The sequence below is a fragment of the Psychrobacter immobilis genome (assembly GCF_904846065.1).
Classification (GTDB): Bacteria; Pseudomonadota; Gammaproteobacteria; order Pseudomonadales; family Moraxellaceae; genus Psychrobacter; species Psychrobacter immobilis_H.
The window spans coordinates 593,284-609,337 of sequence record NZ_CAJGZV010000001.1; the positions used below are offsets into that span (position 1 = coordinate 593,284).

Annotated in this window: 12 protein-coding genes; 8 read left to right on the plus strand and 4 right to left on the minus strand. The window is 43.6% G+C overall.

Annotated features, from left to right (window positions below; translation table 11 throughout):
* Positions 1 to 34 precede the first annotated feature (34 nt).
* Complete coding sequence (locus JMW64_RS02535) at positions 35 to 976, plus strand: STM4504/CBY_0614 family protein (RefSeq protein WP_201552776.1); 942 nt, start codon at positions 35 to 37, stop codon at positions 974 to 976.
* Here the strand turns inward: JMW64_RS02535 and JMW64_RS02540 are convergent, their stop codons facing one another.
* On the minus strand, positions 977 to 1,276 hold the full coding sequence (locus tag JMW64_RS02540; RefSeq protein WP_055123439.1) for a DUF4298 domain-containing protein: 300 nt from the start codon (positions 1,274 to 1,276) through the stop codon (positions 977 to 979).
* Between the two features lie 139 nt (positions 1,277 to 1,415).
* Here JMW64_RS02540 and JMW64_RS02545 point away from each other — a divergent pair, with 139 nt between their 5' ends.
* The 7 genes from JMW64_RS02545 to JMW64_RS02570 all read left to right on the plus strand — a co-directional run bounded on the left by JMW64_RS02545 (position 1,416) and on the right by JMW64_RS02570 (position 11,970).
* On the plus strand, positions 1,416 to 5,378 hold the full coding sequence (locus tag JMW64_RS02545) for an AAA family ATPase (RefSeq protein WP_201552785.1): 3,963 nt from the start codon (positions 1,416 to 1,418) through the stop codon (positions 5,376 to 5,378).
* Positions 5,379 to 5,592: 214 nt separating this feature from the next.
* Positions 5,593 to 6,609 (plus strand): cell division protein ZipA, encoded by a 1,017-nt coding sequence (locus tag JMW64_RS02550; RefSeq protein WP_201552787.1) that lies wholly within the window; start codon positions 5,593 to 5,595, stop codon positions 6,607 to 6,609.
* Between the two features lie 293 nt (positions 6,610 to 6,902).
* Positions 6,903 to 9,002, plus strand: coding sequence for an NAD-dependent DNA ligase LigA (gene ligA, locus JMW64_RS02555; protein ID WP_201552794.1), 2,100 nt, complete (start codon positions 6,903 to 6,905; stop codon positions 9,000 to 9,002).
* Between the two features lie 3 nt (positions 9,003 to 9,005).
* Positions 9,006 to 10,058 carry a tetratricopeptide repeat protein gene (locus tag JMW64_RS02560; RefSeq protein ID WP_201552796.1) on the plus strand — a complete coding sequence of 351 codons (1,053 nt, stop codon included), beginning with the start codon at positions 9,006 to 9,008 and terminating at the stop codon, positions 10,056 to 10,058.
* Positions 10,059 to 10,102: 44 nt separating this feature from the next.
* Positions 10,103 to 10,441 carry an IS630 transposase-related protein gene (locus tag JMW64_RS14040; RefSeq protein ID WP_227694015.1) on the plus strand — a complete coding sequence of 113 codons (339 nt, stop codon included), beginning with the start codon at positions 10,103 to 10,105 and terminating at the stop codon, positions 10,439 to 10,441.
* On the plus strand, positions 10,425 to 10,940 hold the full coding sequence (locus tag JMW64_RS14045; RefSeq protein WP_227694225.1) for an IS630 family transposase: 516 nt from the start codon (positions 10,425 to 10,427) through the stop codon (positions 10,938 to 10,940). The genes JMW64_RS14040 and JMW64_RS14045 overlap by 17 nt, the downstream gene beginning before the upstream one ends.
* A gap of 13 nt (positions 10,941 to 10,953) precedes the next feature.
* Positions 10,954 to 11,970: a DUF2971 domain-containing protein gene (locus JMW64_RS02570; RefSeq protein WP_201552798.1), complete on the plus strand. Its 1,017-nt coding sequence runs from the start codon at positions 10,954 to 10,956 to the stop codon at positions 11,968 to 11,970.
* Positions 11,971 to 12,022: 52 nt separating this feature from the next.
* Here the strand turns inward: JMW64_RS02570 and JMW64_RS02575 are convergent, their stop codons facing one another.
* From JMW64_RS02575 to JMW64_RS02585, 3 genes are all read right to left on the minus strand, one after another.
* The gene (locus JMW64_RS02575) at positions 12,023 to 12,586 is read right to left on the minus strand and encodes a hypothetical protein (protein ID WP_227694039.1); all 564 of its coding nucleotides are present in this window, start codon (positions 12,584 to 12,586) and stop codon (positions 12,023 to 12,025) included.
* A gap of 240 nt (positions 12,587 to 12,826) precedes the next feature.
* A complete protein-coding gene (locus JMW64_RS02580) occupies positions 12,827 to 13,240 on the minus strand; it encodes a hypothetical protein (RefSeq protein ID WP_045443583.1) in 414 nt (137 codons plus the stop codon).
* Positions 13,241 to 13,575: 335 nt separating this feature from the next.
* Positions 13,576 to 16,035 (minus strand): YgiQ family radical SAM protein, encoded by a 2,460-nt coding sequence (locus tag JMW64_RS02585; protein ID WP_201552800.1) that lies wholly within the window; start codon positions 16,033 to 16,035, stop codon positions 13,576 to 13,578.
* Positions 16,036 to 16,054: the final 19 nt, after the last annotated feature.

Consider the following 16,054-nt stretch of genomic DNA (forward strand, 5'->3'; position numbering starts at 1 on the left):
AAGTAGTTATTAATCAATAAATTGAGGGTTTAATATGGCTATTGTTGATTTATTTCATAAAAGGCAGAAGAAGCTCCGAGGTGAGTATCCTGATGTTTATCAATACGATGAATTACCAGATAAACTAAAAGTCCAAATGGTTCACTTATGGGATGAAACAATAAAAGCGGACTATTCAGGCGGTGGTTGGAATCCTAGCAGCTTAAATCGTGAACATTTGAAAAAATGCTACAAGAGTCTATGCAAAGAAATAGGTGTATTTAAACTAGATGAAGAAGATAGCGATAATGAAATTTATATCACCTACTTTGAAAGTATTTCTAACTATTTTTTAAGTGAAGACAATACTGAACAAGCTCTAAGTGTTATAGAGTTGATGATGCAAACTATTTCAAGCTTCGCTAGAGAATATAGGTATAAAGTTTCTATAAACGTTGATGAATCTATCAACGAATTGAACCAACGTTTTCGTGAGCATGGCGTAGGTTATCAATACGAGAATGGTCAAATTATTAGAGTCGATTCTGAGTTTATTCATGCTGAAGCAGTTAAGCCAGCTTTACAGTTACTAAGTAATCCAATATATAAAGGTGCACAAGAAGAATTTTTAAAGGCTCACGAACATTATCGTCATGGTCGTTACGATTCAGCACTAACAGATTGTCTTAAAGCTTTTGAAAGTACCATGAAAATCATAATCCACAAGAGAAGTTGGGTATGTGATAAAAATGCAGCTTCAAAGAAGCTTATTGATTGTTGCTTAGCTAATGAATTGATACCAAAGTTCTGGACAGATCAATTTAATTCATTAAGCAATATACTTACTTCGAGTGTAGGTACACCTCGAAACAAATTGAGTGGTCATGGTAAAGGTAATGATGACATAGAAGTTCCTGAACACCTTATTCAGTATGTGCTACACATGACAGCCTCTACCATTGTATTTTTAATCAAAGCAGATGAAAGCTTGAAATGATTATTTCCTATCAATCGCATCCAGCCCCAAACGCATCCATTTTCTTGCTAGCTCATCATGGTCGCTGAGCATACTCCATAGCGCATCTTCACTAAAGATAGAGTATTCATCACCTGAATGTTCAATTGGCAGATCCGTTTCACGATCTGTCATCCATTGCGGATTGAGATAATAATCTTTCAACTCATTTTGCAATGCTTCAGCTTGCAAAAACTGCTGCTGCGCTTCGAGTTGCTGGCGATGCAGTTTGCACCATTGCTCGTATTTTTGCTGTAGTTCTTGCGGATTATAGTTAGGCATTTTTATACTCTTATTTTTTGATACTTAGACGAATGATTATTATTTTCAGCCCTATTATAGCATCCTTCACAAACCCTAAAAATCCGTCACAATTTCAGGTAGAATAGCCGCCTGTTTTCGCCATATTTACTGATCCTTCATGCGCCTAAAATCTCTCAAGCTGGCAGGCTTTAAATCCTTTGCCAATCCTACGACTTTTACCTTTCGTCATGGTATCACCGCCATTGTCGGGCCGAACGGCTGTGGCAAATCTAACGTCATTGATGCCATTCGTTGGGTGCTGGGTGAAACCTCTGCCAAGCAGCTGCGTGGCGGGGCGATGAGTGATGTCATCTTTGCGGGTACGCAAGATAAAGCCGCCAAAAGTGTCGCTAGCGTTGAGCTCACCTTCGAGCATACGCAAGATGAGCAAAACGGTATTCGCCATGAATTTAATCTCTATCAAGAGCTGTCCGTTCGTCGTCAGGTAAATAAGGAAGGTCGCTCAGATTATTTTATCAATGGCACGCGCTGTCGTCGCCGTGATGTCGTCGATGTATTTTTGGGTACGGGACTTGGCGCACGTAGCTATGCGGTGATTGAGCAAGGCATGATTGGGCGTATCGTTGAGTCTAGCCCGATGCAGCTGCGTGAGTTTATCGAAGAGGCGGCAGGGGTCTCGCGCTATCAAGCACGCCGTGAAGAAACGCAAAAGAAGCTCGAGAAAACTAAAGATAATTTGGCACGCCTGCATGATATGCAAAGCGAGCTGGTCAGCCAACAAAAGCGTCTGTCTAAGCAAGCCGCCAGTGCTGAGCGCTACGAGGAGCTGGCATTAGCGCTTGCTGATATCAAGCAGCAGCTTGCCATTCAGCAGCTCTATCAAGCCAAGCATACTCAGCAGCAGCAAAAAATAGCGCATGAGCGCAGCGCCACTGAAGTATCAACTTTACAAGCCAACTATGACAACCTAAAAGCCAAGCAAGATAAGCTTGCTGCTCATATCAATCAAGAGCAGTGGCTCAAAGACGATGCTCAAAGCAGCCATTATCAGCATCAATTAAGCTATCAACAAGCAGAGCATCAATTAGGTGATGCTAAATCACAATTAAACGCTATCGAGCAGCAACTCACGAGCTTAGAGCAGCAGAGTCAGCAAGCAGTCGATGAGATAAATCGCCTAAAGGCTGAGCAAGCCGAGCAGCAGACTGTGCTAGAAGGATTGCGTCCGAAGCTTATTGAATTAACGAATAAACGTGAAGCGCATAAACGCAACGAGCAACCATTACAGCGCGCCTACCATGACGCGCAAAATCAGCTATCACGCTTGCAAGATAATGCGCGCATGCTAGAACAACAGCAAGCCATTAATAACCAAGCACAAAAACGTTATCAGCAAAACCATGAAAAATGGCAGCGCCGTCAGCAAAATTGGCAGCATTTATGGCAGCAATTACAGCAGTCGCTATCACCAGTTGCAAGTGCTGGTTTGCAAAATAATTCTGATACGAATCATTTGCAGCAGAGGTTAGCGGTGCAAGTTGCTGAGCTAAACAAACAATTGCAGCAGATTGAACGCCAACAAGACAGCGTCGATGAGCGACTGTCTGAGCTACAACCGCAAGCGCAGGATTTACAACAGCAATTACACACGCAGCAGCGCGAGTTAAGCGAGAATGAGAAGCGCCACGCCGTATTGGCGGGTGAGTACGATACCCTGCATCAAATATTGAATCCTAAGCCGACACCAAAATCGCAACCGCTTGTTCATGCAAAAACTGCTGATGTTAAAAGTGATTTAGAAAATGAAATAGCTAGCGACTATAGCCAATTGACCATTACCACCTTGCGTGACCAGATTGAGTTAAGCGCGAAAGGTCAGCAGCATGCAGAGCTACTTGATAGTGTGTTGGCATTATGGTTAGACAGCCATGTACTAGTTTCTAACCAAACTTATCAACCAAATATTGATAACGTGAGCGATGACTCTGAGAAAGTGAATAGCTTATGGCAGGTGCTTGAGCATGAGTTAAAAGATTTATTTGTTTATCAAAATGCGCAAACCAATACAGTGGACAAGCCATCAATCAAAATAGAAACGGGTCATAGTTTGTGGCTACCTGCTCAGACAAATGATACAGATTCAACGCCATTTACCAGTGTCTTGCCAGAGAACTTAATTGATAAAGTACTGCCTTTATCACAGCTGATTAGCGCACCGAACTTAGCGCTTTGGCGGCAGTGCTATTTATATATTGCACAGCCTGAGACAGATAATAAGCAAACGTTAGAAGCGCTTGCTGAGATTTTAAAAGCATTGCCATCGTCAGCTATTTTACTCACGACTGACGGCTGGCTTATCAGTCGTCAGGGTACGATGAATCTAAGTAAATTTGCTGGTGCGCAAGATGGAAAAAATGGTAGCAATAACAGCAACAGTCAATTTTTAACCCAGCGTTTGCGGCAGCGCAGCCGTTTACAAGCGTTAGAGAATTTGCTCGATGAGTTTGAGAACAAAATAGAAGCGCAGAAAAAAGCGATTACAAAAGACCAGCGTGACTATGATGCATTGATAGTCAGCTTAGAAGAAACACGCGCGCAAGCTGAGCAATTGACCCGTGATGAGCATCAATATCAGCAACAGCTCACTACTCAGCGCGCCAACGCTGAACGTTTGCAAGCGGACAGCCAACGCCTCAATGCTGATAAAGCAGCCCTTGAGCAAGAGCAACAGGAGCTGGTGCAAGAACAACAATCGCTCAATCATGAGCAGCAAGATATCCAAAGCAAAATAGCAGCGCTAACGCCACAAATCGCCGATGCTCGTGCGGCAACTCAGCAATTACAAGCGGAGCGCAGTGAGCTAAGTCGTACCCGTCAAGTAGATGATGACGCTTGGCAAGCCTTGCAACTTCGTATTCAACAAAGTGAGATGCGTTTAGAACACAGTGTAAGCAGTCTTGCTCGGGCAAGTGCGCAATTTGAAAAGTCGCTACAAAGTGAGCAAAATCTAAAGACGCGTCATGAGCAGCAGCAAAATACATTGCCAGCACTGCAAGATGCATTACAAACAGCACAGACCGCGCGCGATGAGCAGCAGGCTGTATTAACAGAGCGAGAAACTGCATTAACGGTGCTCAAGCAAGAATACAATCAGCAGCAGGTTGAGCTAGATAGCTTGCAAAATACACTGCAAACCCAGCAAAATGCGCTTGCCAATCACTCGACCGAGCTGGCACTAAGCGCTGCAAAATTAGAGGATGCTAGTAGCCATACGCAAGAAGCGCTAGATGCTTATTATAAGGTGAGTCAAAAATATAAAGCACAATCAGACATAGCGCAGCACCCACAGCATCAGCAACAAGTGATGAGCGTCTCAAACTTATTGGCAGATTTTATTGCGCATGATCGCCGTGTGCGCCCAGATAAAATTGCTGAGCTTGAGTCTGAGCGCGTGCAGCTTGAGCAGCAGCTAAGCAAAATTGGCGCGGTCAATCTCGCTGCCGTGGCAGAGTTGGCAGAGGTTAATGAACGCTTAGAGCCACTCGCGCAGCAGACAACCGATATTGCTGCCAGTATGCAGACGTTAACGGAGGCGATTGCTTCGATTGATGAAACGACCAAAACGCTATTTATGCAGACGCTCGATGCCGTCAATATTGAGCTTGCCAATTTATTTGCTAAAGTGTTTGGTGGCGGGCAAGCCAGTTTAACGCTCAATACGGATGATATGCCCGTTAATGCGCCAAAATCAGAACAGTGGCGGGCAGGGCTAACCTTAATGGCACAACCAAAAGGCAAACGTAATAGCCGCCTCGCTGTGCTTTCAGGCGGCGAAAAGACGCTTACTGCATTGAGCTTGATTTTTGCGATATTTAAGCAGCATCCCGCGCCATTTTGTGTGTTGGATGAAGTCGATGCACCACTTGATGACGCCAACGTCGCTCGCTTTACCAGTCTTATTCATGAATTAGCAGACGATTTGCAGTTTATCTTTATCAGCCATAATAAATTAACGATGCAGATTGCCGATGAGTTAAAAGGCGTGACCATGCCAAGCGCAGGGATTTCTACCTTGGTCAGTGTGTCACTCGATGAGGCAGCGCGTTACCTTTCTGATTAAGAGCAGCGTTGAATAGCAAAAATAATTGATAACTGGCAGCAGTTGTCGGTGGTATAGTTAGAAATGATGTGACAATATTACAACGTCACGCAAGTGTGTCAGCCTCACGGTAAACGATGACTATATGGTGACGATATTCATTAGCCATGCTAGACTATTGCCATTTATTCCCTCTTATGTATTCCCTTTTGTCATATATTAGGATGTATCTCTTATGACCGCTATTCAGTTTATATTGATTGCCATTGCCGCATTTATCATGCTTGCAGGGCTATTTATGGTCATTCGTAGCTTTAAGCGCCGCAATAATGCTGAAGCGGTAGCGGTCAATTATGATAAAAACGGTATTCCTATCATACCGCGTCATGAACGCAATATCGTCGATCAGCCAGACTTAGACGATACAGTCGCTGGCGAAACAAGTATCGCTCCTGATCGCAGTTATCTAAATGCGGTGGTCGAAGACGAGCCTTTGACCCAATCTCATACCCATGTTGATACGCAGCTGACAGCTGGGCATGCGGATGTTAATGACACCGATACTGACACAATAGATGATGCTGACTATGTGCGCTGGCAAGCAGAGCAGCAGCGTGCTGACAACAGCGAGTTTGCAGAAGCCGCTGAGCAGATGCATATCGAGCAAGAGCAGGATGCGTTTTCAAGCCTGATGTCTGCAACTGACAGCTTGATGCCCTCTATTGATACCGCAGACGAGCCAAGCTTCGATAATAACAGTCCGATACTCGATCAGCATCTCTCAGAGCCAGTGGATGAAGCGCAAAACGGTCCACTCATCAATGCCAAAGACAATATTAATATCACTATTTTGCCGCATCAATATCGCGACCGTCCAGCCGCAATTATCCGTGGTCGTGATTTATTGGCATTAATTGATAAGTATGGTCTGCGCTATGGCGCGATGAACATGTTCCATCGTTATGAGCAAAAAGACGGCACGGGCATGCTATGGTTCAGTATGATGGGTATCACTGATAGTGGTATCGCGCCTTTTGATCCGCATAGCGTGGCGACCAATACTTATAATGGTGTGGTAGTATTCTTATCTTTGCCGCATCCACAAGCGCTGCGTAGCTTCGATAGTATGATGAGTATTGCTTATATGATGGCAAGTGATTTGGACGCCATTATGCTCGATGAAGAGAACGAACCAATCACCCCTGAATACAAGCAGCAATTGCGTAATCAAGTCCGCGATTATGAAGGTTAGTTTTAATGTATGAATACAGGTTGATTAATAAAAGCTGATTCATATTAGCAGTATTCTAAAAGGCAAATAGCGCTTGACGTTATTTGCCTTTTTTAATGGGCTTTAGTTTCTGCAAAATGCTAGAGTCGGTTCAAGATAGTTTAGATACAAGGAAGGTGAGAGAAAGTACTACACATAGTAGACTGAGCGAGCCTGACACAGTATCTAAACTATCTTGAACCGACTATATCCGAGCATCCTACAAACTTGTTATCATATCGGCATCTTGAATTGCAAAGAAAAAGACGCCGACTATGACTGACCCTATCTCACCGCTTACCTCTAAAGACATTAATAAAGACACTAATAAAGACATCAATACTGCCAATCCTATAAAAAATAATGACGCTATCGTCACCCAGATGCGCACGTTTATCGATGCTCTCAAGCAGCACAATTATGCCTACTATGTGCTTGATGATCCCATTTTAGAAGACAGCGAATACGATCAGTTACGCCGCTCTTTATTGGCGCTTGAAGAACAATATCCAGATTTGGTACAGCCAGACAGCCCAATCAATCAAGTTGGCGATATGCCACTATCGGCTTTTATCCAAGTCACTCATGATATTCCTATGCTCTCGCTTGGCAACGTCTTTGATTATGATGAGTTACATGGCTTTATGCGCCGCGTGAATGATCGCCTCAACGATGCACAGCAAAACCCTGAATATGAGATGGAGCTAAAGCTTGATGGCTTGGCGGTGTCACTCAAATACGCTCATGGCAAGTTTGTCCAAGCGGTGACACGCGGTGATGGGCAAACCGGGGAGGACATCACCCAAAATGCCAAAACCATTCGCAATTTGCCACTTTGGCTCGCGGCTGCAAGCGAGATTCCATTATTGGAAGTGCGCGGTGAAGTGCTGATGCCGAAAGCGGGTTTTGAGCGTTTGAATCGCCTTGCTGAAGAAAAGGGCGACAAAACTTTTGCCAATCCACGCAATGCCGCTGCTGGAAGTTTGCGTCAGCTAGATCCCGCCATTGCTGCTAGCCGTCCGCTCGCATTTTACTGTTATTCAGTCAATCAAGGGTTACCTGAACATATCAAAACCCAATCAGCAGCGCTTGCATGGCTAAAAACCATTGGCTTTACCGTCAGTGCAGTCGAGGTGGTGCAAAATCCACGCGAGGCTCAAGCCTATTATGAATCGGTAAAGGAGACACGTGGCGAGCTACCGTTTGAGATTGATGGCATGGTCATCAAGGTAAATAGCTTGGCGTTGCAACAGCAGCTTGGGTTTTTATCGCGTGAGCCGCGCTGGGCGACTGCTTATAAATTCCCTGCCGAAACCGTCATGACCCGCTTGCACGCTATCGAGTGGCAAGTCGGACGCACTGGCGCGATTACGCCCGTTGGTAAATTAGAACCCGTGAAAGTCGGCGGCGTCACGGTCAGCAATGTCACCTTGCATAACTTTGGCGAGATTCAGCGCTTGGATGTGCGCGCAGGCGATATGGTCAGCGTCCACCGTGCAGGCGATGTGATTCCTAAAGTGACCCGTGTTTGGACAGATCAGCGTCCAGAAAATTCTGAACCCGTTACATTGCCATCGACCTGCCCAGTATGCGACTCGCCTGTGGTATTACCCAAAGATGAAGCGTTGGCGCGTTGCAGTGGTGGGCTGTTTTGTCCCGCGCAGCAGGTCGAGGCGCTCATCCACTTTGTCTCGCGTCGGGCAATGGATATCGATGGCTTAGGCGCAAGTTGGTTGATTAGCTTTTTTGAGCATGGCTTGGTGAAGACAGTCGCTGATATCTATCAGTTGCACAATCATCAAGACGAGCTGATTACGCTTGAGAAACTGGGCGAAAAGTCGGTACAGAACATCCTCAGTGCTATCGAAGCCAGTAAGCATACAACACTCGCGCGCTTTATTTATGCGCTGGGTATTCGCGGTGTCGGTGAGACGACGGCGCAGAATTTGGCGCAGCAATTTGGCGACCTTGATGTATTAATGGCTGCTGACATCGATAAGCTACTGCAAACGCCTGACGTCGGTGCGATCACCGCTGAACTTGCTTATAAATTCTTCCGCGCACCGCATAATATCGAAGTGATCACGGCATTACGAGAAGCTGGCGTGCACTGGGATAAGGTTGAGCAAGTCGCATCAGAAGGTCTACCACTCGATGGGCAAACGTGGGTCATCACCGGTGCGCTCGATAGCATGGCGCGTGATGAGGCCAAAGCTAAGCTGCAAGCACTTGGTGCAAAAGTCTCAGGCAGTATCTCGGCAAAAACCACGGCGCTGCTGGCAGGGGATAAAGCTGGCTCGAAGATGGTAAAGGCAGAGAAACTAGGCGTTAAAGTAGTGGGTGAAGAAGAGTTTTTGGCGTTGGTTGCGGAGTAGGTTATGAGTATTGATGATATGGAAGGTTTGGACGAAGCAACACGGAAAGAAATTGAAGAATTGCAGAAAGTGACGCGTGAGAAAGATGGAGGAGAGGCTTTTGCAGATGCTCAATTTAACATAGGAAAAATACTTCAAGAAAATGTCAGTGACGAAGAAGCAATTGCTAAATGGCGTACTGTAGAACGTTATGATGATGTAAAAACATATGCTAAAGCACAGTGTAATATTGGATTTCTTTCAGAAAGAGCAAGGGATTTTGAAAAGGCTTTGCTAGCGTGGGAAGCAATTCAGCGTAAAGATTATCCACCTGCATATTCTAAGGCACAAGTTGGTATTGGTTTAGTTTTAAAACAGAAGAAAGATTTGCAAGGTGCTCTGTCAGTATGGGGTAACATTAAGCGTTCTGATGATTTAGCAGCGTATGCTAGAGCGCAGTTTAACATTGGCATATTATTTCAAGAGATGAAAGATAGTCAGAAAACGTTAAATGCATGGCGAAAAATTAAGTATTGTGATGATGAGAATGTATATTTTGCTGCACAATTTAATATCGGACTAGTCTTAATAAAGCAAAATGATGTAGCAGAAGCTTTATCAGTATGGGGTAATATCAAGCGTTCTGATAATACGGATTTATATGCTAGAGCGAAATTTAATACCGGAGTTCTGTTAAAATCTAGAGGTAGGTTTGCAGGAGCAATGGAGGCATGGAGTAAAATAAGACGTTCTGATGGCTTAAACTTTTTCTGTAGTGCTCAGTTCGAAATAGGGAAAGCTCTTATTGATAAGAATGTTGAGGAAAGTGCTCTTGAAGCCAAAAAACATTTTTTAATTGCAAAAGAGTTTTTTTCTTACGAGTCGCATTGCTATATGAAAATATGTGATTTATTAAGAAAGGATAGTGATAAAACTTCAAGAATACAGTACTTAAGGTTTTTTGAAAGGATTTTAAAAACAGTTGATATTCTAAGAATAAAATTTATAGATTCAAATAGTAATAATCAAAGTGCTGAAAGAAAGCTCGCTCATTATACTATAGTAGAGTTCAGATAAAACCGATACAACACATAAAAACTAATCAACTATTTAGATAAACCATGACTTATTCAATCGACTATCGTAAACAGGTTCTTTCTAGCATCGATAATGGTCTGACTGTTAGAGAAGCTGCTGCTTTTTACACGCTTAGCACCAGTACTATACATAGCTGGAGACAGAACTTAGAGCCTAAGAAAGGGCGAGATAAAGCCCCGACTAAAATACCTGATGACGCTTTGCTTCAGGATGTCAAAGCGTATCCTGATGACTATCAATATGAGCGCGCAAATCGTCTGGGCTGTAGTAAAACCGGCATTCATCATGCTTTAAAACGATTAAACATCAGCCAAAAAAAAGACACTAGAGCATCCAAAAGCCTGTCTGGAAAAAAGAGCTAAGTATCTCAATCACTTGAGTGATTATATAATTCAAGGCTATCCCATTGTTTATATGGATGAAAGTGGCTTTGAGCATGAGACCATCAGGCCTTATGGCTATGCTCCGATAGGTAAGCCTTGTATCGATCGCTACAACTGGCAAGGTAAAAAACGTACCAACGTCATTGGTGCCCTGTACGAAAGAGTACTATTTGCACTTGATTACTTCGAAAAAAACATCAATGGAGATGTATTCTATAACTGGTGCAAGTACACGCTAATACCGAGCCTAAAAACCAAGTGCGTAATCGTAATGGATAACGCAAGCTTTCATAAACGAGTACAAAAGCTGCTTAATAGACACGGCCATCGCCTTTTATTTTTACCACCCTACAGCCCTGATCTGAACCCTATCGAGAAAAAGTGGGCACAGGCTAAATTTCTACGCCAAGGATGGATGGAGAATAATCTACCTAAACTGTTTCATGATATGGGCTGTATCGATTTTATATTAAGCTGACTATAGTACTGATGTGGCTAATATTTTGTTAAGTGAAGCCAGCAGCAAAGAGCCTGCCAAAAAATTACGTTTAAATACTATTAGCAATATGAATGATCCTAGTGAAGGACAGTTGCTCAAATTATTTCTGAATAAAGAAGAGGGTATAATTTATAATCCTACAGATTTTGACGAAAGGTTTCATGCTTTTTTTAGTTGCTTTACTTTTAATCATGATAGTCTGAATCAATTCCGACTTTACGGTAAGAAAGATTACCTAGAAGCTTCTGGTGTTAGTCTGGTTTTTACTCAGAACTTTTTTCAAGATAATAATTCTGGTGGACTTTCATTTCTATCAATTGACTCTTTTTCTCAAAAATTAAGAGAAAAACACATTTCTCCTGAATTTGGTTATGAGAATATTGAGAATGAAGACAAATTTGATAATAATTTAATAGGTAAAAAGCCAGTGATGCGTTGCATTTACTTAGATCCAGAAAGTGGATATATTCAATTGGCACAACGTAACAGGCTTACTTTTTATCGCGAGTTTGATTGCAACAAAACTATAATAGATAAAGATAGGGTGGATATAGAGAAAAGCCTTGCAGAGGAGAGCTGGGAACATTACTCTAATGAAATGGCTAAAAAAACCAAGGATTTTATAGAGTCTTTCAATATTTTAAAAAATGATTATGAAAAGATTGTTAGTGAAAATACAAAAATCAGAGATATTTCATTAGATAAATCTAATGCACTTGAAGTATTATTGGATGAAATTCTTTTGCCATTGAAGTATCTAATTAAACATTCTGCATTTCAAGAGGAGCAAGAGTGCCGAATGATTTATATTACTTCACTTGATAGACCTGAAGTAAAAATGGAATTTGGTAGATTTTTATACGTCGAGTATGAACCTGACGTAAAATCCCATCTCGACAAGTTATATATAGCCCCTGCTGCCACACAATATCAGCCTTATTTAACAAAGCTGCTCTGCGATACAAATGTCAAAATTGAACTCTCAAACAATCCATATCGTCAGATTTAATATCTTCTAGTAGCGTATGTTTTACCAATCAGAACATACGCTACAGGCTTTTCTACTCCGCCATCTCTCCATGTGCCTTCGCTTCACCTTTTTTACCATCTGGCTGTATCACGATAGGCAATACCAACCCTTTCGCAAAGTCATCAGACAGCACATAATCATAGCTACTGGCAGCGATATCAGGCGTAGTATGAATAATGAGTTTCATCTCATTGCCATCGGTTAGCTCATGTGAAACATAGCTTTCACTCAGCTGATCCAAGGCTTTCGATAGTGCTTCATTGCTCGCCATGCTCACGGTCAGATTATGCTGAGCGGTGGCATTATCCACTTTGAAATATTCTGCATAATCACGGACATTTTGGCTATCAAGCGCAAACGGATATTGATAATTGGCAGGGTCAGCGGGCTTCTCACCGCTCGCCATGACAGCCCAGTCGATAGTCTTAGTGGCTGTCGTTGACGAGTCTGCGGTCGCCACCGCTGGCTCAGAAGCTTGAGCGGCAGTTTCAGCATTGTTGTCGCAGCCAGCCAGTGCCCACATGCTGGCAGTAGCGATGATCATCATATTCATTAGGCGCTTAGCCATCGACGTATCCTTAGTATTATTAATCATAGACAATGTCCTATCAGTGCTATTTTGACAGGTTTCTTGATGCTTCTCTAGACAAAAGCAGCAAACCGTTCATTCTAATCAATGCTTTACCTGAATCTGTGGTTTTGATGTCAGTTTTTATACAGACATTCAGCGCCATTATTGCTTAATCAACACGCAAAAAAAACAGCCATCCTATGATGACTGTTTTTTATAAGTAGCTAGTTTTTTACAACTGGCAGACTGTTTATAGCTAGCTAACTAGATTTGGCAGTTTACTTGATATTCTTTACCGTTTGCCCATTTGATGGCAAAAATACCTTTGTCGCCTTTCATATGCCATGCATAGACAGCTTCTGGGTTTGACTCATTAACGTAGCTTGCGGTATCACCTTGCACATCACCATTTAAGATGATTGGCTGCTCAGCCCATTTTACTTTAGGCAAGGTCGCATTGAGCATCACTTGTTTTTTATTAATAGATTGTTTAGCCATGATGGTGCTGTCGTCAGTACAGGTATAAGGTGCTGGTGCCATACGATCATAAGCGGCATCGGTGACGCTTTCTGATGCAGGCGTGTTTGATGCATTTGGCGTAGTAGGAGCTGTGGTCGCACAAGCACTTAATAGGGCAAGGGTAGGTAGGGCAACAGCAAATTTAGTTAGGGTGTTCATGGCATTCTCCAAAGATATAAAAATCATAATGTATTTATTTTTAATAATGCGTTAAGCATATAGCGCATATGGTAACGAAAACAGCGCTTGAAGAATGTTAGAAATTGTTTGTTACGTGTTCATTAAGTTACTTAATCACTGACTAATGTAACGCATCATTTGGTGCATTTTGGTCGGTATTTGAGCTTTGATTGTGGATTTATTAAAAATAAACCGATTGAAATGAAAAAGCGCCTATCGATCTTTTGACCGATAGACGCTTTTTTGATGAGCTTAAATAAGTGTTCGTCACTCGTTTAAGCATCTGCATTTAGCAATGAGATACAGAGCTTTAGCTACTTGGTTTTACGCGGTGGCAGACCCGTATGCTGGGTTTGGAAATTGCCTTTGCTCACGCGCTTTTTGGTGTTTTTGCTGACCGTGTTTTTACTCGCAGCGCCTTTAGCGGATGCGCCATTGGTTGACGAATTATTATTACGCTTCACCGAGTCATTACCTAGGCGGCTGTTCTTTTTACGCGCTGATTGATAGCTGTCTTGTGCCGCATCGCGCCCTTCTAAACTGGCGTTGAACGGCGGGATTAAGCAGCCACGATTTTTACCAATCAAATCACCACGACCCATATCTTGCAGAGCTTTACGCAATAATACCCAGTTTTTTGGATCATGATAGCGCAAGAACGCTTTATGCAATTTGCGCTGCTTACCCGATTTGACGATATCCATGTCACCTTCATCGCGGCTGATTTTATGCAGTGGATCTTTGTGCGTATGATACATGGTGGTCGCTGTCGCCATCGGGCTAGGATAAAACGCTTGTACTTGGTCAGCGCGGTAGCCATGGCTTTTTAGCCACAGCGCAAGGTTCATCATATCCTCATCTTTCGTGCCCGGATGCGCGGCGATAAAGTAAGGAATCAGATATTGCTCTTTGCCAGCTTCTTGGCTGTACTGCTCAAACATGGCTTTGAATTTATCATAGCTGCCCATGCCCGGCTTCATCATTTTCGATAAGACGTTTTCTTCTGAATGTTCAGGTGCAATTTTTAGATAACCACCGACATGATGACTGACCAATTCTTTGACGTATTCTGGATCTTTCACCGCTAGGTCATAACGCAAGCCAGAGGCGATAAGAATCTTTTTTACACCTTTGATATCACGGGCTTTGCGATACAGCTTGGTCAAATTACTGTGATCGGTAATCAAGTTTTCGCAGACGTCAGGATAGACGCAAGACGGCTTACGGCAATTCTTTTCAATGGTCTCGTCTTTACAGCTCAGACGATACATATTGGCCGTTGGCCCGCCAAGGTCAGAGATAACGCCAGTGTAGTTAGGTGCGGTATCACGAATGGCTTCGACTTCTCGTAGGATAGATTCTTCCGAGCGGTTTTGGATAATGCGTCCTTCGTGCTCAGTGATTGAGCAGAAAGTACAACCACCAAAACAGCCGCGCATGATATTGACAGAAAATTTAATCATGTCATAAGCAGGGATGCGTGCATCGCCATAGCTTGGATGCGGCAAACGTGCGTACGGCAAATCAAACACATAATCCATCTCTTCAGTCGAGAGCGGAATCGGTGGTGGATTGAGCCAGACATCGATGGAGGTGTGTGAGTTACCAGCGCCACTACTATGACGTTGCACGAGGGCACGGGCATTACCTGGATTGGTCTCAAGATGTAAGATACGGCTGGCATGAGCGTATAAAACAGGGTCAGATTTGACGTGCTCATAATCAGGCAGACGAATGACCGTCTTTTCACGTGGTGGCATTTTTATTTTATGTTTACGCGCCGTCATTGGCTTATCAAAACCACGCATTTGCACCACTTGCGTTTCTTCGTCAACTTGCTCGGCATTTAGAATTTTATTGGCAACTGGTTCAGACACAAAGCCCGGATACTGTGAAGCCATTCCTGAGAGCGCTTGCCCAACCGGTGAATCGCTGGGTTTGTCTTGCTCGATTGAGCATTGATCCACGTCTTCGGTCATCACATACGGATTGATAATCGGGTCAACACGGCCCACGGTATCGACGTCATTACTAGCAACTTCAGTCATATCGTCTTGCCAATGGCGGCGCGTTGGCGTCAATAGATATGAGGTACCGCGCAATTTGCTCATCTGCTCAAAGCTATAGCCTTTAGACAGACCATGTACCACATCGACGATGGCGCGCTCAGCATTACCGTACAATAAAACATCGGCACGGGCATCCATCAAAATACTGCGGCGGACTTTGTCCGACCAGTAATCATAATGAGCGATACGGCGTAAGCTACCTTCGATACCGCCTAAGATAATTGGCACATCAGGATAAGCTTCACGGCAGCGCTGGCTATAGACGATAGCGGCGCGGTCAGGGCGTTTATTTGCCACGTTGCCCGGCGAGTACGCATCATCGCTACGAATCTTGCGATCGGCGGTATAGCGGTTGATCATGCTGTCCATGTTGCCTGCGGTCACGCCGTAAGCATAGACAGGTTTGCCCAATTCCATAAACGCATCTTTGCTCTTCCAATCGGGCTGAGCAATGATACCCACACGAAAGCCTTGTGACTCTAGTAGACGACCGATAATCGCCATACCAAAGCTTGGATGATCGACATAAGCATCGCCTGAAATGATGATGACATCACAGGCATCCCAGCCCAAATCGTCCATTTCTTTGCGGCTCATTGGCAAATAAGGCGCAGGTTCGTAACAGCTTGCCCAATGTTTGTCGTAGTCGTAAAGTGGTTTGGTGCCTTGTTTAAAGGCGGTGCGGGCGATGGTATCGGCAGACATGAGCGGACCTGTTAATTAG

Coding starts and splice junctions, on each gene's coding strand:
- JMW64_RS02550 (WP_201552787.1), top strand. CDS start 5,593: ATGACCGCTATTCAGTTTATATTGATTGCCATTGCCGCATTTATCATG.
- JMW64_RS02580 (WP_045443583.1), bottom strand. CDS start 13,240: ATGAACACCCTAACTAAATTTGCTGTTGCCCTACCTACCCTTGCCCTA.
- JMW64_RS02585 (WP_201552800.1), bottom strand. CDS start 16,035: ATGTCTGCCGATACCATCGCCCGCACCGCCTTTAAACAAGGCACCAAA.
- JMW64_RS02560 (WP_201552796.1), top strand. CDS start 9,006: ATGAGTATTGATGATATGGAAGGTTTGGACGAAGCAACACGGAAAGAA.
- JMW64_RS02545 (WP_201552785.1), top strand. CDS start 1,416: ATGCGCCTAAAATCTCTCAAGCTGGCAGGCTTTAAATCCTTTGCCAAT.
- JMW64_RS02540 (WP_055123439.1), bottom strand. CDS start 1,276: ATGCCTAACTATAATCCGCAAGAACTACAGCAAAAATACGAGCAATGG.
- JMW64_RS14040 (WP_227694015.1), top strand. CDS start 10,103: ATGACTTATTCAATCGACTATCGTAAACAGGTTCTTTCTAGCATCGAT.
- ligA (WP_201552794.1), top strand. CDS start 6,903: ATGACTGACCCTATCTCACCGCTTACCTCTAAAGACATTAATAAAGAC.
- JMW64_RS02575 (WP_227694039.1), bottom strand. CDS start 12,586: ATGATTAATAATACTAAGGATACGTCGATGGCTAAGCGCCTAATGAAT.
- JMW64_RS02535 (WP_201552776.1), top strand. CDS start 35: ATGGCTATTGTTGATTTATTTCATAAAAGGCAGAAGAAGCTCCGAGGT.